The following is a 19,755-nucleotide window of genomic DNA, read 5'->3' as shown; positions in this document are numbered from 1 at the left end:
CATTTTCCGTCCCCATATCGCTTGCAGCGCTTGCCCAACGGATGTCTGCGGGTATGCTTGTGGACTGCCGAGGAGATTGAAAATGGCCTACGATTTTGACCTTTATGTGATTGGTGCCGGTTCCGGCGGTGTGCGGGCTGCGCGTTTTGCTGCCGGTTTTGGCGCGAAAGTGGCTGTGGCCGAGAGCCGCTACCTGGGTGGCACTTGTGTGAATGTCGGCTGTGTGCCGAAGAAACTGCTGGTTTACGGCGCGCATTTCGCCGAAGACTTCGAACAGTCGCAAGGTTTTGGCTGGACGCCGGGTGAAGCGAAGTTCGATTGGGCGACACTGATCGCCAACAAGGATCGCGAGATCAATCGACTGAACGGTATCTATCGCAATCTTCTGGTTAACAGCGGCGTGACCTTGCATGAAGGCCACGCCAAAATCGTCGACCCGAACACGGTCGAGATCAATGGCGAGCGCCACACCGCCAAGAACATCCTGATTGCTACCGGTGGCTGGCCACAGATTCCGGAAATTCCGGGGCACGAGCACGCGATCAGTTCCAACCAGGCGTTCTTCCTTAAAGAGTTGCCCAAGCGCGTTCTGGTGGTAGGCGGTGGTTACATCGCCGTCGAATTCGCCGGGATCTTCCATGGTCTGGGCGCTGAAACCACGTTGCTGTATCGCGGTGAGCTGTTCTTGCGCGGCTTCGACGGTGCGGTGCGTAAACACCTGCATGAGGAGTTGACCAAGCGCGGCATGAACCTGCAATTCAACGCCGACATCGAGCGTATCGACAAGCAGTCCGATGGCAGCTTGAAGGTGAGCCTCAAGGACGGCCGTGAGCTGGAAGCGGATTGTGTGTTCTACGCCACCGGTCGACGTCCGATGCTCGATAATCTTGGGCTGGAAAACACCGGCGTCAAACTCGACAAGAAAGGTTTTGTCGAAGTTGACGAGCAGTATCAGACGGCTGAACCGTCGATCCTGGCGCTTGGCGATGTAATCGGTCGGGTTCAGCTGACGCCAGTCGCTCTGGCCGAAGGCATGGCCGTGGCGCGACGTTTGTTCAAGCCTGAGCAGTATCGCCCGGTGGATTACAAGATGATCCCGACCGCGGTATTCAGCTTGCCGAACATCGGCACGGTCGGTTTCACCGAGGAAGAGGCCCGGGAGGCCGGTCACGATGTGGTGATCTTCGAAAGCCGCTTCCGTCCAATGAAGCTGACCCTGACCGAATGCCAGGAGCGCACCCTGATGAAGCTGGTGGTGGATGCCAAGACCGACAAGGTTCTGGGCTGTCACATGGTTGGTCCGGATGCTGGAGAAATTGTGCAGGGCTTGGCAATCGCCTTGAAGGCGGGTGCCACCAAACGCGATTTCGATGAAACCATCGGCGTGCATCCAACTGCCGCCGAAGAGTTCGTCACCATGCGCACGCCGGTCGCGGGTTAATCGTCCTTTTGAGGCTCTGATGCGTCTGGCGCTGTCGCAATGACGGCTGCCAGGCGCACGGTCTCATCAAGGCTCGCCTGAGTCTTGATTAGCTCAATTTCCAGCGCTTTGTTTATCTGCGACTGTTCATCGACGTTCTGTTTCAGTGACTGGCTTTCCAGCAGGGCAGCGCGCAAGCGTTCCTGGAGGAGGGTGCGTTCGCTGTCGATGCGATTGACCTGTTCCAGCAGCTGATCCTGTCGAGCGTTGGTTTGCTTGAGTTGATCTTGCAGCAGGCTCAACTCTCTCAGGGTGCCACGGTTCTCCGTCAACAAACGTTCGTTGTCGCGGTGCAGTTGCGTGATCTCATCCTGGCGCACCAATGCGCTTTGCTGGGCCTGGCGCAACTCCATTTGAATCTGCTGCACCTGGCTTTCGTGGCGGCGCTGCTCCTGCTCGCGCTGTTCTTTGACGGCATTGCGGTAATGCTCCAGGGCATCGCGAGCGTGCAGGTGCTTTTCTTCCAATGAGCGGATCTGCTCATCCTTGTCTTGCAAGCGTAATTCGAAATCGGCCAGTGCCTGGTTCAGTCCGGCGTTGCGGGTTTGCTCGGTCTGCAGCATGGCGCTTGTTTCCAGCAGGGCTTCGGACTCTTGAGTCAGTGCCAGGCTTTGAATCTCGTACTGCTGCTGTAGTTGCGTGTTGGCTTGTTGGGCTTCATGCAACTGCGTATCCAGCGCATTCTTTTGTTTATCGAACTGCTCGCGGGCCTGATCGATGGGCTCCTGAGCCTGCTCCTTGAGTCTTTGTGCCAACCGCGAGACCAGTCCCGCCAGCTCGTCATCAATCGGTTCTGGCGCTACCTCGATGCGCTCGGCACCGTCATCCAGCTCCTTCAAATAGCGATGAATCGTGGTTTTCGAGCCAGTGTTGCCCATCTCGATCCGTACCGCATCGATGCTTGGGTTTTCACCACGCGCCAGAATTGCCAGGCGCGCCGCTTGCACCACCGCTTTGTTTACACCGCCACGAGCCATGAGTTCTCCTACGATTTCGTACTGTGGTACATGCCACTTAAGTACGCAATGTACCACGCCAAACCAAAACTTAAAATACGACAAGTATTCATGCGGGATATACTGGTATTACCCCGTGTGATGAGCCCTCTGGCGCGTTTTCACCCGCCAAAGCGGTACGTTTTAGAGAGTTGAGCCCATGACTGAGCTGGATCGTTATCTGCAAGCCGCCACCCGCGACAACACCCGTCGCAGCTATCGGGCGGCCATCGAGCATTTTGAAGTCAGTTGGGGCGGTTTCCTGCCGGCGACCAGTGACAGTGTGGCGCGCTACCTCGTTGCTCATGCGGGAGTGCTGTCGATCAATACCCTTAAGTTGCGTTTGTCAGCGCTGGCGCAATGGCACAACAGTCAGGGTTTTCCCGATCCCACCAAGGCGCCGGTGGTGCGCAAAGCCTTCAAGGGCATTCGCGCGCTGCACCCGGCTCAAGAAAAACAAGCCGAGCCATTACAGCTTCAACATTTGGAGCAAGTGGTTGCCTGGCTGGAGCAAGAAGCGCACACCGCAAAATCTGAACAGGATCAACCTGCTCTGTTGCGGGCCAGGCGCGACAAAGCGTTGATCCTCTTGGGCTTCTGGCGCGGTTTTCGTAGTGATGAGTTGTGCCGGTTACAGATTGAGCACGTGCAAGCAGTTGTCGGCTCAGGCATCACCCTGTATTTGCCGCGAACCAAGAGCGACCGCGAAAACCTCGGCAAGACTTACCAGACGCCAGCGTTGCAGCGCCTATGCCCGGTGCAGGCGTACATCGACTGGATCACCGAAGCCGCATTGGTCCGTGGACCGGTATTCCGGGGCATCGACCGTTGGGGTCACCTGAGCGAGGAGGGACTGCACGCCAATAGTGTGATCCCGTTGTTGCGCCAGGCGCTGGAGCGCGCCGGCATCCCGGCCGAGCATTACACCAGTCATTCCTTGCGGCGCGGCTTTGCCACGTGGGCGCATCAGAGCGGGTGGGACTTGAAGTCGTTGATGAGTTATGTGGGTTGGAAGGATATGAAGTCCGCCATGCGCTATGTTGAAGCCAGCCCGTTTCTCGGGATGACACCGCTCGCGGAAAAAACCATTGGCGCCGCCAAGTAAGTTTTCTTCTATTAATACGTTCGGCTAATAGCGAAAACCAATGAGCAACATGAGCTTTGCCAATGAGCCATCCGGCAATCGAGTCGGTAGGATTCACGCCATCAACTTCTCAACCAAACTTTTCAACCCTGACGGAGAGTCATCGATGCCTATCATCAACAGCCAAGTTAAACCGTTCAAAGCTACCGCCTACAAAAATGGCGACTTCGTACAAGTGTCGGACGCTGACCTGAAAGGCAAGTGGTCTGTCGTGTTCTTCTACCCAGCCGACTTCACCTTCGTTTGCCCGACCGAACTGGAAGACCTGGCTGACAACTACGACGCGTTCCAGAAGCTGGGCGTCGAGATCTACAGCGTTTCCACCGATACCCACTTTGCCCACGCTGCCTGGCATAACACTTCGCCAGCCATCGGCAAGATCCAGTACACCATGATCGGCGACCCGACTCACGCCATCTCCCGCAACTTCGACGTGCTGATCGAAGAAGCTGGTCTGGCTGACCGTGGCACCTTCGTGATCAACCCTGAAGGCCAGATCAAAATCGTTGAGCTGAACGATGGCGGCGTTGGCCGTGACGCTTCCGAGCTGCTGCGCAAAATCAAGGCTGCTCAGTACGTCGCTGCTCACCCAGGCCAGGTTTGCCCAGCCAAGTGGAAAGAAGGCGAGGCCACTCTGGCTCCGTCCCTGGACCTGGTCGGCAAGATCTAAGTCTGTGGATCGCATCATCAGGGCGGGTTTCCGCACCTAAGTAAGCTGCAACCGCCCAATAAAAACGCCCGGGCGAGATTCGCTCGGGCGTTTTTTTACGAAATGAAAAAAAGGAAATCGCCCGTATGTTGGACGCCAATCTTAAAGCCCAGTTGAAGTCGTACCTGGAACGGGTCACCCAGCCGATCGAGATCGTTGCCTCCCTCGACGACGGTGCGAAATCCCAGGAAATGCTCGCTCTTCTGAAAGACGTTGCCAGTCTTTCCAGCCAAATTACCTTGCTCGATAACGGTGACGATGCACGTAAACCATCGTTCTCGATCAACCGCCCGGGTGCCGATATCAGCCTGCGTTTTGCCGGCATCCCGATGGGCCACGAATTCACATCCCTGGTGCTGGCCTTGCTGCAAGTCGGCGGTCACCCTTCGAAAGCCAGCGTTGAAGTGATCGAACAGATCCGCTCGCTCAAAGGTGAGTTCAGCTTCGAGACTTACTTTTCGCTTTCCTGCCAGAACTGCCCGGACGTGGTCCAGGCACTGAACCTGATGGCTGTGCTGAACCCGAACATCCACCACGTCGCCATTGACGGCGCGCTGTTCCAGGCGGAAGTCGATGACCGTCAGATCATGGCCGTGCCAAGCGTTTACCTGAACGGCGTGACCTTTGGCCAAGGCCGCATGGGCCTGGAAGAAATTCTCGCCAAGATCGACACCAGCGGCATCGAGCGTCAGGCCGAGAAGATCAGCGCCAAAGAAGCTTTTGACGTATTGGTCGTCGGCGGTGGTCCGGCCGGTGCTTCGGCCGCGATCTACGCTGCCCGCAAAGGCATTCGTACCGGTGTGGCGGCTGAACGTTTTGGTGGGCAGGTGCTCGACACCATGGCCATCGAGAACTTCATCTCCGTGCAGGAAACCGAAGGGCCAAAACTGGCCGTAGCACTGGAAGAACACGTCAAGCAATACGACGTCGACATCATGAACCTGCAACGCGCCGACAAGTTGCTGCCGGGCAAAAATGGTGAGTTGCACGAAGTCCACTTCGCCAGCGGCGCGACCCTGAAAGCCAAGACCGTGATCCTGGCGACCGGTGCGCGGTGGCGTGAAATGAACGTCCCGGGTGAGCAGCAATACCGCAACAAAGGCGTTGCGTACTGCCCGCACTGCGACGGTCCGCTGTTCAAAGGCAAGCGCGTGGCGGTGATTGGCGGCGGTAACTCCGGCGTCGAAGCGGCCATTGACCTGGCGGGTATTGTGTCCCACGTAACGCTGCTGGAGTTCGACGTACAGCTGCGCGCCGATGCGGTCTTGCAGCGCAAGTTGCACAGCCTGCCGAACGTCACCGTTATCACCAGTGCGCAAACTACTGAAGTGTTGGGCGACGGCCAGAAGGTCAACGGCTTGCGTTACAAGGATCGTCAGTCGGACGAGTTGCGTAGCGTCGAGCTGGAAGGGATCTTCGTGCAGATCGGTTTGCTGCCCAACACCGACTGGCTCAAAGGCACAATCGAGTTGTCGCCTCGCGGCGAGATCATAGTCGATGCCCGCGGTGAAACGTCGATGCCGGGTGTGTTCGCTGCCGGTGACGTGACTACCGTGCCGTACAAGCAGATCGTGATTGCGGTGGGCGAGGGCGCCAAGGCTTCCTTGAGCGCATTCGATCACCTGATCCGGACCTCGGCTCCGGCATAAATCCTCGGTGCTGAAAACACAAAAAAACCCATGAGCGATCATGGGTTTTTTTTGTGCCTGAAACTGATCGTGGGAACGATCAGTGGCAGCAAACTTTTTACATCGGTGCGGGCTGGATGATCTCGACCCAGTAAGCATCCGGGTCTTTGATGAACGCCAGGCTCTTCATACGGCCGTCATTCAGGCGTTTCTGGAAGTCGCAGCCCAACGCTTCGAAGCGCTCGCATGCAGCGACGATATCCGGCACCGAGATGCAGATGTGGCCAAAACCACGCGGGTCGGTGTTGCCGTTGTGGTAAGCGAAGTCCGCGTCGTTTTCGGTGCCATGGTTGTGGGTCAACTCGAGAATGCCGGGAATCGACTTCATCCACTCGGTGCGAGCAGCAGCGTCGGCCGGAATCTGGTTTTTATCAACCAGTGCCAGGAAGTACAGGCTGAACTCGGCTTCCGGGAAGTCGCGTTTCTCCACCAGCGAAAAACCCAAAATGCGCGTGTAGAAATCCAGCGACTTGGTGATGTCCTTGACTCGCAACATGGTGTGGTTGAAGACGAACTTCTGGGTGGCGGTGTCAGGTTGGGCAGTCACGCCTGGGAAGGTGTTCAATTCGTGCAGGCTCATGGGCCCTCCGGAAAATAAGTGGAGCTAACGAATGGCGACAATGATACGCAAGGGTTCTGACATCACCAAACTCAAACAGTCGGCTCTTGCCTGACCGACGGGCGAGGCTCAGACTTTGCGGCTCAATCCGTGAGTGTTCATTGCAATGATGCGTATCTGTAAATCGATGTTCGTCCTGATCTGCGTGCTTGCAGGTATTAACAGCGCTCATGCAGGCGAGCCAATCATGACCTGGCCCAACGGCTGGGAGGTTGAAGCTGTCCCGCAAGCTGACGCCAAAACTCAGGTGTCCCGTCAGCGCGCGGTGAAAAACGATCAGGACGGCACGCCGGTGATGGTGATGGAATTGACCATGTCCCAAGTGGAAAGCGGACATCACGTGAATCTACAGGGCGTGTTGCTGGAGATGCGCAAGTCGGTGCAAAAGGATTTCTTTCAAGGCGGTTATCAAAGTGTCTGCAACAAGATTCACCCGACGACCTTGAGCCGCTTATCAGCGCTGGAAACTACCTGCACGATCACGCAGAACGGAAGGCATGTGCTCTCTCAAACATTGGTTGCCGCCGTGGACGGCGATAAGGCCTATGTTCTTTCCTACGCGGGGCAGGCAGAGGTTTATAAGGCAAGTCAGGATGAAATAGAGGCGGCCCGTAACAGCCTGAAACTTTAGTTAAAGATTTCAATGGCTGCCGCTTTCAGCACATTCGGAAATTTTTAGATACCCAAACGGATTAAGCACAAAGTTATTCAACAAGTAGCGAGTTGATCGACGCCAATCGTTGCATTTAGAAGGCATCCATGAAAAAGCCCTGCATCGGCAGGGCTTTTTTGTCACCGCGAGTGCTTAGCCACGCAGCCAGGAATCAACGGTAGCTGCACCGTACTGTTCCTTCCAGGCTTTCAGGCCGCGGTGGTTGCCACCCTTGGTTTCAATCAGTTCACCGGTGTGCGGATTCTGATAAACCTTGACCACGCGAGCGCGGCGGGTTTTGGGTGTTGCCTGTTGCAGCCCGGATTTTGCCGGGTTCGGATCGAGAATGGCGATGATGTCGCGCAGGCTCTTGCCGTAGGTTTTCATCAGCCCCTGGAGCTTTTCTTCGAATTCGATTTCTTTCTTGAGCCCGGCATCATTCTTCAGGGTTTCCAGCTGTTTGAGCTGCTCTTGAAGGGCCTTTTCAGCTGCACGAAATTCAGCGAGTCTGGACAATATCTTTACTCCAATAGTGTGTTTGGCTGATACCAACCGCAAACAAAGCTATAAGCCAAGAGCCTTGAAGCGACCCGGTGATAATGGCTCACCTGCCAATCTAGCGCAGGCATGAAAAATTGTAGTAGTTAATTGGCCAAGAGTAAATCCTGTCTTTTTCTTCATGTAACAACAGTAGTCTTTTGATTCAAATTGGTGCGTGATTTCTTGTCGCATCGCTGAGCGCCGCTAGTTAATGGTGACTTAATGCGTTAATGAAGTCCGTGCCGGGCATTGGCCGGCCAAACAGATAACCTTGCAAGAAGTTCACGCGGTGAGCGGTCAGATAATCGGCAGGACCGGACGCCTTCCAAAAAGAGTTCAGGTAGAGGCCATGATAGTTGGCCCTCGGTAAGTGTGCCGCTTAGCGGTAGTTCAGACGTTCGGCCAGCTTGATGAAAGCCAGCGCCGCAGGGGATGACTGGCGTTGATCGAGGACTGCCAGACCGACCTGACGGGCGACCTGTGGCGACAGCGGTTTTTTCACGTAGCGATTGTCGCGGTCGTCCGGCAATGAGCTTTCGGCGACGACCGTCAGCGCGTCGCCCCGGCCAACAGTATCCAGTGTGCTCAGTAGCTGTGAGCAGCGATAACGGATGTTCGGTGTCAGCCGCGCGGCACTGAATAGCCGCGATACCAGTTCCGACGAACCGGCCTCGGTCAAGACAAAAGGGTCGTTGCACAAATCGCTCAAGCTCAGGCTGTCGTGGTGGGCCAGCGGATGATCGGCGGGCAGCAGCGCGACCATTTGGTCCTCGATCAGCGCAAAGGTGTCGAATCGTTCCTCGGGCAATACCACAAAGCCGATATCGATACGCCGCTCCTCCAGCCACTGGATCACTTGCCGGTCCGGGCCTTCATCTATATGGACCTCGATGCCCGGGTGAGCCGCGCGGTAGTGCTGCAGGATCTGCGGCAGCAGTTTGATCGATGAGGTCGGGCCGAACGAGCCGATGCGCAACGTGCCGCGTTTCATTCCACGAGCATCGGCCGCTTCCTGACGCAAGGTGTTGGCCAGGCCCAGCATCGCCCGGGCACGCAGCAAAAGCTGTTGGCCGATGTCGCTGAGTTCGACCTGGGACTGATGTCGGCGCAGCAGCTCGACGCCCAGTTCCTGTTCCAGAGACTTGAGGGCGTGAGAGACCGCGGATTGGGAAATCCCCAAGCGATTGGCTGCAGCGGTAAAACCGTTCAGCTCGGCGACCAGGGAAAATATCTCCAGTTGAGTAAGGGTCATGAGTTTTTACTCATTTTACGATGAGAGGGTATTAGTCGAATGATACGTCATCTCTCCCAATTCTCCGTCCTGGAAACTTATGACGACTTATGAGCAAAGCTTGTCCAACCCGTCGGACATCCCGGTTTATCTGAAACTGGCTGCCGTCACCATGATCTGGGGCGGCACCTTTGTCGCCGGGCGGTTTCTGGCCGACAGCCTCAGCCCCTTGTTTGCCGCCAGCCTGCGATTCTTGCTGGCCAGCGGGGCGTTGCTGGTGTTTCTGCTATTGGCCCGGGTGCCACTTGCAAGGCCCGCCCCCAGGCAATGGCTGCAATTGGCGCTGCTGGGGTTCTTCGGGATCTTTTTCTACAACCTGTGCTTCTTTTATGGCCTGCATTACATCAATGCTTCACGGGCGTCGTTGATTGTGGCGTTGAACCCGGCCGTGATCGGGCTGGCGTCGTGGCTGTTGTTCAAGGAACGCTTGAGTCGCATAAAGGTTTTCGGAATCGCGATCTGTATTGCCGGGGCGAGCCTGGTGATCGTCAGCCGTAACCCGCAATTGTTGGCCGACAACATTGATGCCTGGATCGGCGATCTGTTGATCTTCGGCTGTGTGCTTGGCTGGGGCGTTTATTCGCTGTTCTCCAAAGATTTGAATCAAACCCTGGGGCCGGTGCAAACGGTGACGTATTCGATTCTGTTGGGCACGCTGATGCTGTGGGCGACCACTGCGGTTCGCGGTGAGTTGAGTGTGGCTGCACTCGCCAGCCTCGGACCAACCCAATGGATGAGCCTGATGTACCTGGGCGTGTTGGGTTCGGCGCTGGCCTATATCGGCTATTACGACGGCATTCGCAAAATCGGCGCGACGCGTTCAGGCGTGTTCATCGCCCTGAACCCGCTGACGGCGGTGATCCTCGGTGCACTGTTGTTAGGCGAGCAGTTGACCCTGGCGATGTGCCTGGGGGGAGGGCTGATCCTCGTGGGGATTTTCCTGTGCAACAAACCCCTTGCGCGAGCAGGGAAAAAGGGGATTTGATACAGAAGGCGGACAAACCTATTTACGCTGTGTAGAATCGGGTTACGCATATAAGAATAATCGTCTTCTGCAAAGCAGAAGCCTCGCCCGCAAGAGCCTTGGGTCGACAATGAAGAGTTTTGGGTTTCAATTGATCTACGGTGACTTCCTCGCCCGCAGCGTGCGGGGCATCTCCTGCGCGCCACCCGCCGTTCTCAGCATTGCTAGCAACTAACGATCCGTTAATTGACAAGAAAATGATGAGGCGCCAACCATGGCAGATTTATACGAAAACCCAATGGGCCTGATGGGCTTTGAATTCATCGAATTCGCATCGCCGACCCCGAACACCCTGGAGCCGATCTTCGAGATCATGGGCTTCACCAAGGTCGCGACCCATCGTTCCAAAGATGTGCACCTGTATCGCCAGGGCCAGATCAACCTGATTCTCAACAACGAACCCCACAGCGTTGCTTCGTACTTCGCGGCCGAGCACGGTCCGTCCGTGTGCGGCATGGCATTTCGCGTCAAGAATGCCCAGCAGGCGTTTGCCCGGGCCCTGGAACTGGGCGCCCAGCCGATTCACATCGAAACCGGCCCGATGGAACTGAACCTGCCCGCGATCAAGGGCATCGGCGGCGCGCCGCTGTACCTGATCGACCGTTTCGGCGAAGGCAGTTCGATCTACGACATCGACTTCGTGTTCATCGAAGGTGTCGACCGCAATCCGGTCGGTGCTGGCCTGAAAATCATCGACCACCTGACCCACAACGTTTATCGCGGTCGCATGGCCTACTGGGCCAACTTCTACGAGAAGCTGTTTAATTTCCGCGAAATCCGTTACTTCGACATCAAGGGCGAATACACCGGCCTGACCTCCAAGGCCATGACCGCGCCAGATGGCATGATCCGCATCCCGTTGAACGAAGAATCGTCCAAGGGCGCCGGGCAGATCGAAGAGTTCCTGATGCAGTTCAACGGCGAGGGCATCCAGCACGTTGCCTTCCTGTCCGATGACCTGATCAAGACCTGGGATCACCTGAAAAGCATCGGCATGCGCTTCATGACCGCGCCGCCGGAAACCTATTACGAAATGCTCGAAGGTCGTTTGCCGAACCACGGTGAGCCGGTTGATCAACTGCAGTCGCGCGGCATTCTGCTGGACGGTTCGTCCGAATCAGGCGACAAGCGTTTGCTGTTGCAGATCTTCTCGGAAACCCTGATGGGCCCGGTGTTCTTCGAATTCATCCAGCGTAAAGGCGACGATGGTTTCGGCGAAGGCAACTTCAAGGCGCTGTTCGAATCCATCGAGCGCGATCAGGTTCGTCGTGGTGTACTCTCCACCGACTAAGCCATTTCAGATGTAAAAAAGCCCGGTCAGCAGCAATGCTGGCCGGGCTTTTTCGTGCCGGTTCTACATCGATTTACGTCGATGCCGGACCAGATGCTTGAACCCTTCGAACACCAACACAACCACCGCCAACCAGATCGGAATGTAGGTCAGCCACTCACCGGGCTTGATGCTTTCCCCCAGCAGCAACGCAACGCCGAGCAACAGCACCGGCTCGACGTAACTCAACAACCCGAACAGGCTGAACGGCAACAACCGGCTGGCGATGATGTAAACCACCAGCGCCGAAGCACTGATGATGCCAAGCACCGGGATCAGCAGCGAGAGCCACGGGTATTGATCGAACACGTTGAAACCCTGTTCACCGCCCTGAACGAACCAGAGCGCCACCGGCAACATCAAGGCCATGTCCATCCACAAACCGCCAAGGTTGTCGGTCGCCAGTCGTTTGCGCAGGATGAAATAGAGCGGATAACCGATGACGACCAGCAAGGTCGCCCAGGAAAAACTGCCGACCTGATACAGCTCGTTAAGCACCCCGAGGGACGCAAAAAACACGGCAACCTTTTGCAGGTAAGACAGGCGCTCGCCATAGGCGAACCGTCCGGTCAGCACCATGGACAGCGGCAACAGGAAGTAGCCCAAGGACACGTCGAGGCTATAGCCATTGAGCGGCGCCCACATGAACAACCAGAGTTGCAGGCCAAGCAGGGTCGCGGAAACGATCAGGCCGGCAAGCAATTTTGGTTGAGCAACCAGCCGCCGGAAAAGGGCGATTACGAGTTTCCATTCACCAGAGACCACCATGAACACTGTCATGCAAGGCAGGGTCAGGAGCATTCGCCAACCGAAGATTTCCACGCCGCTCAAAGGCGTGAGCAACGATGTGAAGTAATACATGACGGCAAACAGCACCGAGGCTGAAACCGATAGAGCGATACCTTTAGACAAACTGTCCTCGCGAAGTTGAACGTGAAACGGCTGCGGAGGATACGTGGTTTTCGAGTTGAATATTGATCAACAGAGCCTGATCGTTCCCACGCTCTGCGTGGGAATGCAGCCCGGGACGCTCCGCGTCCCTTTCGAGAACTGGAACGCGGAGCGTCCCTTGAGGCATTCCCACGCAGAGCGTGGGAACGATTAAGCATCAAGTGATCAAGGGATAAATCTCAAGCCAGACGCGGTTTGCGTCCCGATACAAAGTGGCTCACATCATTAAACCCCGGTGTCGACGCGTGCCCAGGCACAACCAGCGAATCAATGAACGCTTCATCCTCAGCCGTAATCTTCACCGCTTGCGCCTTGGTGTAGGCATCCCATTGTTCTTCAGTACGCGGCCCTACGATGGCCGAGGTGACGGCGCTGTTATTCAGCACCCAGGCGATGGCGAATTCGACGATGCCCACGCCGCGATCCTGGGTGTACTGCTGGATCTGCTGCGCAATGCGCAGGGATTCGACGCGCCATTCGGTTTCCAGAATGCGCTTATCGGCGCGGCCGGCGCGGCTGTTGGCGTCTGGCTTCACGTCCGGCGCGTATTTACCGCTGAGCACGCCACGCGCCAGCGGGCTGTAAGGCACCACGCCCAGGCCATAGTTTTGCGCGGCGGTGATCTGCTCGGTTTCCGCCTGACGGTTGACGATGTTGTACAGCGGCTGACTGATCACCGGCCGATCGACACCCAGGTGATCGGCCACACGAATCACCTCGGCGATGCGCCAGCCACGGTAATTCGACAAACCCCAATAGCGAATCTTGCCCTGGCGGATCAAGTCGCCGATGGCCGACACCGTGACTTCCAGCGGCGTGTTGTGGTCTTCGCGGTGCAAGTAATAGATGTCGAGATAGTCGGTGCCTAAACGCGTCAGGCTGGCGTCGATGCCATTGAACAGGTGCTTGCGGCTCAGGCCGCTGCGGTTCGGAACGCCGTCCACCGGGCCGAAACCGACCTTGGTCGCCAGCACCCATTCGTGACGGTTACCTGCAATCGCTTCGCCGACGATCTCTTCGGAGCGGCCGTTGGTGTAAACGTCCGCGGTGTCGATGAAGTTGATGCCCTGGTCCCAGGCCTTGTCGATGATCCGCAGGGAATCTTCGGTGCTGGTCTGTTCGCCGAACATCATGGTACCCAGGGTCAGGGTGGAAACCTGTAAACCCGAATGACCCAGCGTGCGGTAGCTCATGACGAAATCCTTTTACCGGTGGGAGAAAGGCTCAATCAAATACCAGAACGACTGTCCAGAGCAAACGCAAATCTCGAACATCCGGTGCCGATCGTTCCCACGCTCTGCGTGGGAATGCCTCAAGGGACGCTCCGCGTTCCAGCTCTCGAAAGGGACGCAGAGCGTCCCGGACTGCATTCCCACGCAGAGCGTGGGAACGATCAATCAAGGGACCCTCGTCAGACGCGCAGGGTGCGGGTCATGCGTAGCGCCAACAAACTCCCGCAAACAATCACGCCCGCCAGCAGGTAAAGCGCGGCATCGGTCGAGCCGGTGCTGTCCTTGACCCAACCCACCAGATACGGACTCAGGAACCCGGCCATCTGCCCCATGGAGTTGATCAGCGCCAGACCACCCGCCGCAGCGCCCGCGCTCAGCAGCGCAGTCGGCACCGGCCAGAACATCGGCAGGCCGGTGAGGGCGCCCATAGTAGCGATGGTCAGGCCAAGGATGGCGATGGCTGGCGTAGTCGCAAAGTTCACCGCGATCAGCAAACCGACCGCGCTCATCAGCATCGGCACCACCAAGTGCCAGCGACGTTCTTTGCGCAGGTCCGCAGAGCGGCCGACCATCAACATGAACAGCGCTGCCAGCAGGTACGGAATTGCACTGAGCCAGCCGATTACCAGGTTATCGCTGAAGCCCATATTCTTGATGATCGACGGCAGCCAGAAGTTGATCGCATAGACGCCGCTCTGGATGCAGAAGTAGATCAGACCGAAAGCCCAGATAGCGGGATTCTTGAACACGGCCAGCAGCGAGTCGGTGGTGGTTTTCGGTTTGTTGGCCAGATCGATAGCGTGGTCGGCTTCCAGCACCGAGCGCTCGAACGGCGTGAGCCATTTGGCGTTGGCGTAACTGTCGCTGAGCAGGAAGTAGGCGAGGGCACCGAGGATCACCGTCGGAATGCCTTGTAGCAGGAACATCCACTGCCAGCCCGCCAAACCACCTTGGCCTGCGGCGAAGTGATTGAGAATCCAGCCGGAAAACGGGCTGCCGAGTAGGCCGGACACTGGGATCGCGGACATGAACAGCGCCATGATGCGGCCACGGCGGAAGGTCGGAAACCACTGCGAAAGGTAGAGCACCACGCCCGGGAAGAACCCGGCTTCAGCCGCGCCCGTAAACAGACGCAAGGTGTAGAACTCGGTCGGAGTGGTGACGAACAGCAAACAGGTCGACAGCGTGCCCCAGACGATCATCATCAGCGCGATCCAGCGGCGCGGGCCGAATTTGGTCAAGGCCAGGTTGCTGGGGACGCCGCACAACACGTAACCGATAAAGAAGATCCCGGCCCCGAGGCCGTACACGGTTTCGCTGAATTTCAGCGCATCGAGCATCTGCAGCTTGGCAAATCCAACGTTCACCCGGTCGAGGTAGTTGAACAGGTAGCAGATGAAGATGAAGGGGATCAAACGCAAGGTAATGCGTTTGTAGACGGCGTTTTTTTCGTCAACGATGGCCTGGGTAGCGGCGGCGCTCTGTGACATGGCGGGCTCTCTCTTTATTATGATTTTTTGCGATGCAAGGGTAACGTTGACCGCCCGGTGAGTCTCGGCCACCGCTTGGGTCATTGTCTTTGTGCCTGAGCACAGGGTTTGCAACCAAGGCCTGTGCGGGTGAACAATCCGCTCCATCACGCTTTCAAGGATCCGCGCTATGTTCGAACTCGATCACGACCTGGCCCAGGACATCGTCGACCGGGCAATGGCTATCCTGCCGTACAACGTCAACGTCATGGACAGCCAGGGCCTGATTCTTGGCAGCGGCGAACCGGAGCGGGTCAACACCCGGCATGAAGGCGCGCAACTGGTGCTGGCCAATGGGCGGGTAGTGGAAATCGACGCCCAGACGGCGATTCATTTGAAGGGCGTGCAGCCGGGCATCAACCTGCCGCTGTTGCTCGATCAGCGTTTGATTGGCGTGCTGGGCATCACCGGTGAACCCGAGCAATTACGCACCTATGCCGAACTGGTGCGGATGACCGCGGAGATGCTGGTCGGCCAGCGCAATCAGCAGGCCGAACAGCAATGGCGGCGCCAGCGATGCGACGATCTGCTGGCATTGCTGCTCAGCGAGGCCGGGGATTCGCCACGGTTGATCGATGAAGCGCAGCAGCTCGGGCTCAAGCCGCAGATGACGCGGGTGCCTTATCTGTTCGAGTTAGGGGTGGAGCATGGTCCGGGGCAAACCGTCGAAGCACTCAACGCCTGGCTGACCTCGCGCTACCCGGACAGTTGGTGCGTGAGTTCAGCCAAGTCATCGTTGCTCTGGTGCCGACCGGCGGCGCAGGCGATCGAGAATGACCGGTTGCTGGAAAAACTCGACGGCCTTGGCTGGAACATTTTGCGCATCGCCGTAGGCGGGCAGGCGGATGGATTGTCCGGGCTGCGTCGTTGCTATCGACGCGTCGGCGACTTGCTGGCCTATGGGCGAGAGGTGTTGCCACACTCGCGTTTGCTGACGCTCAACCGTTATCGGTTGCCGGTGATGCTCTGGCGCCACCGCAACGACGACGCGCTGGACGAGTTGCTCAAACCGCTGCGTAAAGTCATCGCCAAGGATGGCAACGGCCAACTGCTGGCGACTCTGCGCTGTTGGTGCGATCACGATGGCCAGAGCCAGGCTTGTGCCGATGCGCTGGGCATCCATCGCAACAGTTTGCGTTACCGGATGGAGCGGATTGCCGAGCTCAGTGGTGTTGATCCGCTAAGACTCGACGGGATGCTTGCGCTCTACCTAGGTGTCCAGCTACTCCCACAAACCGACGCACCGAACACCAACCTGTAGCAGCGCCACAACGGCAGCTGCTACAAGGAATGTGTAGGGACAGATAGGTTTTGTGGAAATGAACAATAAACGCCACACCGGCTTGTGCAGCGGACCGGCGTTATTGTTCTTGCCTGCTGGCAGCATGGAACGCATTGGAACTGGAGAATTCGCATGAAAATCGTCATCGCCCCCGATTCGTTCAAGGACAGCCTGAGTGCCCAGGGTGTGGCCGATGCCATTGCGCTGGGGTTAGCGCAGGTTTGGCCCGACGCGCTCCTGGTCAAATGCCCAATGGCGGACGGCGGGGAGGGAACCGTCGAGTCAATTCTGGCAGCGTGCGAGGGCGAACGGCGCCGCACCCAAGTCCGTGGGCCGCTCGGCGCAACGGTTGAGGCCGCTTGGGGCTGGTTGCCCCAGAGCCACACCGCGATCATCGAAATGGCCGAGGCCAGTGGCCTGCAACTGGTTCCGCCGGGCAAGCGTGATGCCTGCATCAGCAGCACGTACGGCACCGGCGAGTTGATCCGCGCGGCACTCGATGCCGGGGCGCAACGGGTCATTCTGGCGATTGGCGGCAGCGCCACCAACGATGGCGGGGCGGGAGCGATGCAAGCTTTGGGTGTCAAGCTGCTGGACGCCCAGGGCCAAAAACTGGCACCGGGCGGCTTGGCCCTCGCGCAACTGGCGCGAATCGACATAAGTGAAATCGACCCGCGACTGGCCGAGGTGCAATTCGACATCGCCGCCGACGTCAACAATCCACTGTGCGGCCCTCACGGTGCCTCAGCGATTTTCGGTCCGCAAAAAGGCGCATCGCCCGAGCAAGTCCAACAACTGGATCGCGCCCTCGGGCACTTTGCCGAACGCTGCGCTCAAGTCTTGAACAAAGACGTCCATGACGAACCGGGTAGCGGTGCGGCAGGCGGTCTGGGGTTTGCTGCCAAGGCGTTTCTGAGGGCGCAATTCAAGGCCGGGATCGAAGTGGTCGCCGAACTGGTTGGCCTGAACGATGCGGTCAAGGGCGCCGACCTGGTGATCACTGGTGAAGGTCGTTTCGATGCCCAGACCTTGCGTGGCAAGACGCCGTTTGGTGTGGCGCGTATTGCTCGGCAGCACGGCGTTCCGGTGATCGTCCTCGCGGGGACACTGGGCGAGGGTTATCAGGCGCTGTACGAACATGGCATCGATGCCGCGTTTGCCTTGGCCAGTGGGCCGATGACGCTGGAACAGGCGTGTGCCGAGGCACCACGGTTGTTGCGGGAGCGGGCGAGTGATGTAGCGCGGGTCTGGCAAGTGGCCGCTCGCAAAACCTGAAGCCCCCCGCGATCCTGTAGCAGCTGCCGAGCTTGCGAGGCTGCGTTCGGCTGCGCAGCAGTCGTAAATCCGGTAGCCGGTTTTTCCTGACACACCGCGGCGCATGACTTCACGACTGCTTCGCAGCCGAACGCAGCCTCGCAAGCTCGGCAGCTGCTACATGGAGCTAGAGTGTTTCATGGATGAAACACTCGCAACCTCCTGAAATTTATTTCTCAACGCCCCGCAGGAAACCTAATCCCCCGCCGATACAACCAATAGGCCCACACAAACCTATTCCAACAGTGGCGCCAAACTGACGCGCGTGCGCCGCCGCCCGCCCTTCAGCGATCACGCAAGGATGCTCGTAGCCTCATCACCCGAGAATCATCCTATGTCACTGCGTAATCTGAATATCGCGCCTCGAGCTTTCCTGGGTTTTGCCTTCATTGCCTTGCTCGTCATCGTGCTGGGTGTGTTTGCCGTGAACCGCATGACGAGCATCCACCAAGCCTCCATCGAAATGGAAACCACGCAGCTGCCCAGCGTCGGGTTTCTCGGAAACCTGACGGAAAACGTCCTGCGCATGCGCATTCTCTCGTTTCGGGTGTTGGTCAACCGTGATCCGGCCGCGTTGCAGGAAGCCCAGACGCGTATCGGCGTGCTGGTCGACAAGGTTCGCAGCGCCCAAGCCAGTTATGCCGCGTTGTCGGCCTCGCCGGAAGAAGCTGCGCTGTACAAGACGTTCACGGTAACGCTGGACAACTACATGCAAGCCCAGAACCAGATGCTGGAACTGTCGCGGCAGAACAAGCTCGACGAGATGCGCACGCTGATCAACACCCGGATCAAGGAAGGTACGGACCAGATGGGCGAGCAGTTGAACAAACTGGTGGCGCTGAATAATTCCGATGCGAAAACCGCATCGGCCGCAGCGGGCGATCTGTACCGCAGCGCGATTACCGGCATCGTCGCCGTGGCGGTCATCGCGGCGCTGATGACCGTGCTGCTGGCCTGGCTGCTGACCCGCAGCATCGTCACGCCGCTGAACCGCGCGTTGCTGGCGGCGCAAACCATTGCCGGCGGCAACCTGACCAATGTCATCGAGGTCGACGGCACTGACGAACCGGCCCGCTTGCTCAATGCCTTGTCCGCGATGCAGGCCAGCCTGCGCAAAACTATCGAACAGATCGCCGGTTCCGCCACCCAATTGGGTGCGGCCGCGGAAGAACTCAGTACGGTCACGCATGAAGCGTCCCGCGGTCTGCAACAGCAGACCAACGAAATCGAACAGGCCGCCACTGCGGTCAACGAAATGACCGCCGCCGTGGAAGAAGTGGCGCGCAACGCAGTGTCGACGTCCGAAGCCTCGAACCAGTCGACCCAGGCCGCCCGCGAAGGTCGCGACCGTGTGGTGGAAACCGTCGGCGCGATCCAGACCATGACCCACGATGTGCAAAACACCTCGGTGATGATCGAAGGCCTGGCCGCTCAGGGGCGCGACATCGGCAAGGTGCTGGACGTGATCCGCGCCATCGCCGAGCAAACCAACCTGCTCGCACTGAACGCCGCCATCGAAGCCGCCCGTGCCGGTGAAGCCGGGCGCGGTTTTGCGGTGGTGGCGGACGAGGTCCGGGCGCTGGCCCATCGCACCGCGCAATCGACCCAGGAAATCGAAAAAATGGTCGCCGGCATCCAGAACGGTACCGGCCAGGCCGTCTCGTCGATGCAACAAAGCAATCAACGCACCCAAAGTACCTTGGAGATGGCCCGCGCCGCCGGCGTGGCGCTGGAGCAGATCACTCAGTCGATCCAATTGATCAACGAACGCAACCTGGTGATCGCCAGCGCGTCCGAAGAACAGGCCCAGGTGTCCCGCGAGGTCGATCGCAACCTGGTGAACATTCGTGACCTCGCTACCCAGTCTGCCACTGGCGCCAACCAGACCAGCGCCGCCACGCACGAACTGTCGCGCCTGGCCGTGGATTTAAATGCCATGGTGGCGCGTTTCGTGATTTGAAGGCCTAAAGCTGGA

17 protein-coding genes are annotated in these 19,755 nt (G+C 58.1%); 10 read left to right on the top strand and 7 right to left on the bottom strand.

The window, feature by feature from the left end:
* Positions 1–82 precede the first annotated feature (82 nt).
* Positions 83–1,441 carry a glutathione-disulfide reductase gene (gorA, locus tag AC3WP4_RS05120; protein ID WP_102614397.1) on the top strand — a complete coding sequence of 453 codons (1,359 nt, stop codon included), beginning with the start codon at positions 83–85 and terminating at the stop codon, positions 1,439–1,441.
* On the opposite strand, the gene AC3WP4_RS05115 is transcribed toward gorA, so the two are convergent.
* A complete protein-coding gene (locus AC3WP4_RS05115) occupies positions 1,438–2,457 on the bottom strand; it encodes a DNA-binding protein (RefSeq protein WP_102614396.1) in 1,020 nt (339 codons plus the stop codon). The two genes, gorA and AC3WP4_RS05115, sit on opposite strands and share 4 nt — an antisense overlap.
* 178 nt (positions 2,458–2,635) lie before the next feature.
* On the opposite strand from AC3WP4_RS05115, the gene AC3WP4_RS05110 reads away from it, so the two are divergent.
* The 3 genes from AC3WP4_RS05110 to ahpF all read left to right on the top strand — a co-directional run bounded on the left by AC3WP4_RS05110 (position 2,636) and on the right by ahpF (position 5,977).
* On the top strand, positions 2,636–3,580 hold the full coding sequence (locus AC3WP4_RS05110; RefSeq protein ID WP_102614395.1) for a site-specific integrase: 945 nt from the start codon (positions 2,636–2,638) through the stop codon (positions 3,578–3,580).
* Between the two features lie 145 nt (positions 3,581–3,725).
* The gene (gene ahpC, locus AC3WP4_RS05105) at positions 3,726–4,289 is read left to right on the top strand and encodes an alkyl hydroperoxide reductase subunit C (RefSeq protein ID WP_008155117.1); all 564 of its coding nucleotides are present in this window, start codon (positions 3,726–3,728) and stop codon (positions 4,287–4,289) included.
* Between the two features lie 125 nt (positions 4,290–4,414).
* A complete protein-coding gene (gene ahpF, locus AC3WP4_RS05100; RefSeq protein ID WP_102614394.1) occupies positions 4,415–5,977 on the top strand; it encodes an alkyl hydroperoxide reductase subunit F in 1,563 nt (520 codons plus the stop codon).
* Between the two features lie 97 nt (positions 5,978–6,074).
* Here ahpF and gloA read toward each other — a convergent pair whose 3' ends face one another.
* Positions 6,075–6,596: a lactoylglutathione lyase gene (gloA, locus tag AC3WP4_RS05095; protein WP_033055156.1), complete on the bottom strand. Its 522-nt coding sequence runs from the start codon at positions 6,594–6,596 to the stop codon at positions 6,075–6,077.
* 145 nt (positions 6,597–6,741) lie between these two features.
* Between gloA and AC3WP4_RS05090 the strand changes: the two genes are divergently transcribed.
* Complete coding sequence (locus tag AC3WP4_RS05090) at positions 6,742–7,266, top strand: DUF4946 domain-containing protein (RefSeq protein ID WP_074876928.1); 525 nt, start codon at positions 6,742–6,744, stop codon at positions 7,264–7,266.
* Between the two features lie 174 nt (positions 7,267–7,440).
* Here the strand turns inward: AC3WP4_RS05090 and AC3WP4_RS05085 are convergent, their stop codons facing one another.
* Both AC3WP4_RS05085 and AC3WP4_RS05080 read right to left on the bottom strand, forming a co-directional pair.
* Positions 7,441–7,803, bottom strand: a complete 363-nt coding sequence (locus AC3WP4_RS05085) for a histone-like nucleoid-structuring protein, MvaT/MvaU family (RefSeq protein WP_008155126.1) — start codon at positions 7,801–7,803, stop codon at positions 7,441–7,443.
* Positions 7,804–8,206: 403 nt separating this feature from the next.
* The gene (locus AC3WP4_RS05080) at positions 8,207–9,079 is read right to left on the bottom strand and encodes a LysR family transcriptional regulator (protein WP_102614393.1); all 873 of its coding nucleotides are present in this window, start codon (positions 9,077–9,079) and stop codon (positions 8,207–8,209) included.
* A gap of 79 nt (positions 9,080–9,158) precedes the next feature.
* Here AC3WP4_RS05080 and AC3WP4_RS05075 point away from each other — a divergent pair, with 79 nt between their 5' ends.
* Together AC3WP4_RS05075 and hppD are read left to right on the top strand one after the other, a co-directional pair.
* Entirely contained in the window at positions 9,159–10,103 is a 945-nt protein-coding gene (locus tag AC3WP4_RS05075) for a DMT family transporter (RefSeq protein WP_102614392.1), read from the top strand.
* A gap of 253 nt (positions 10,104–10,356) precedes the next feature.
* Positions 10,357–11,433, top strand: a complete 1,077-nt coding sequence (gene hppD, locus AC3WP4_RS05070; RefSeq protein ID WP_046054072.1) for a 4-hydroxyphenylpyruvate dioxygenase — start codon at positions 10,357–10,359, stop codon at positions 11,431–11,433.
* Between the two features lie 63 nt (positions 11,434–11,496).
* Here hppD and rarD read toward each other — a convergent pair whose 3' ends face one another.
* From rarD to AC3WP4_RS05055, 3 genes are all read right to left on the bottom strand, one after another.
* Positions 11,497–12,384, bottom strand: coding sequence for an EamA family transporter RarD (rarD, locus tag AC3WP4_RS05065; RefSeq protein WP_074876923.1), 888 nt, complete (start codon positions 12,382–12,384; stop codon positions 11,497–11,499).
* Positions 12,385–12,602: 218 nt separating this feature from the next.
* The gene (locus AC3WP4_RS05060) at positions 12,603–13,616 is read right to left on the bottom strand and encodes an aldo/keto reductase (protein WP_102614390.1); all 1,014 of its coding nucleotides are present in this window, start codon (positions 13,614–13,616) and stop codon (positions 12,603–12,605) included.
* 218 nt (positions 13,617–13,834) lie between these two features.
* A complete protein-coding gene (locus AC3WP4_RS05055) occupies positions 13,835–15,145 on the bottom strand; it encodes an MFS transporter (protein ID WP_102614389.1) in 1,311 nt (436 codons plus the stop codon).
* 169 nt (positions 15,146–15,314) lie between these two features.
* On the opposite strand from AC3WP4_RS05055, the gene AC3WP4_RS05050 reads away from it, so the two are divergent.
* From AC3WP4_RS05050 to AC3WP4_RS05040, 3 genes are all read left to right on the top strand, one after another.
* On the top strand, positions 15,315–16,445 hold the full coding sequence (locus AC3WP4_RS05050; protein ID WP_102614388.1) for a sugar diacid recognition domain-containing protein: 1,131 nt from the start codon (positions 15,315–15,317) through the stop codon (positions 16,443–16,445).
* Positions 16,446–16,598: 153 nt separating this feature from the next.
* The gene (locus AC3WP4_RS05045) at positions 16,599–17,741 is read left to right on the top strand and encodes a glycerate kinase (RefSeq protein ID WP_102614387.1); all 1,143 of its coding nucleotides are present in this window, start codon (positions 16,599–16,601) and stop codon (positions 17,739–17,741) included.
* A gap of 373 nt (positions 17,742–18,114) precedes the next feature.
* Positions 18,115–19,740, top strand: a complete 1,626-nt coding sequence (locus AC3WP4_RS05040; protein ID WP_102614386.1) for a methyl-accepting chemotaxis protein — start codon at positions 18,115–18,117, stop codon at positions 19,738–19,740.
* Positions 19,741–19,755: the final 15 nt, after the last annotated feature.

The organism is Pseudomonas sp. FW305-20, assembly GCF_058788075.1.
This window is presented reverse-complemented; position numbering and strand designations above follow the sequence as displayed.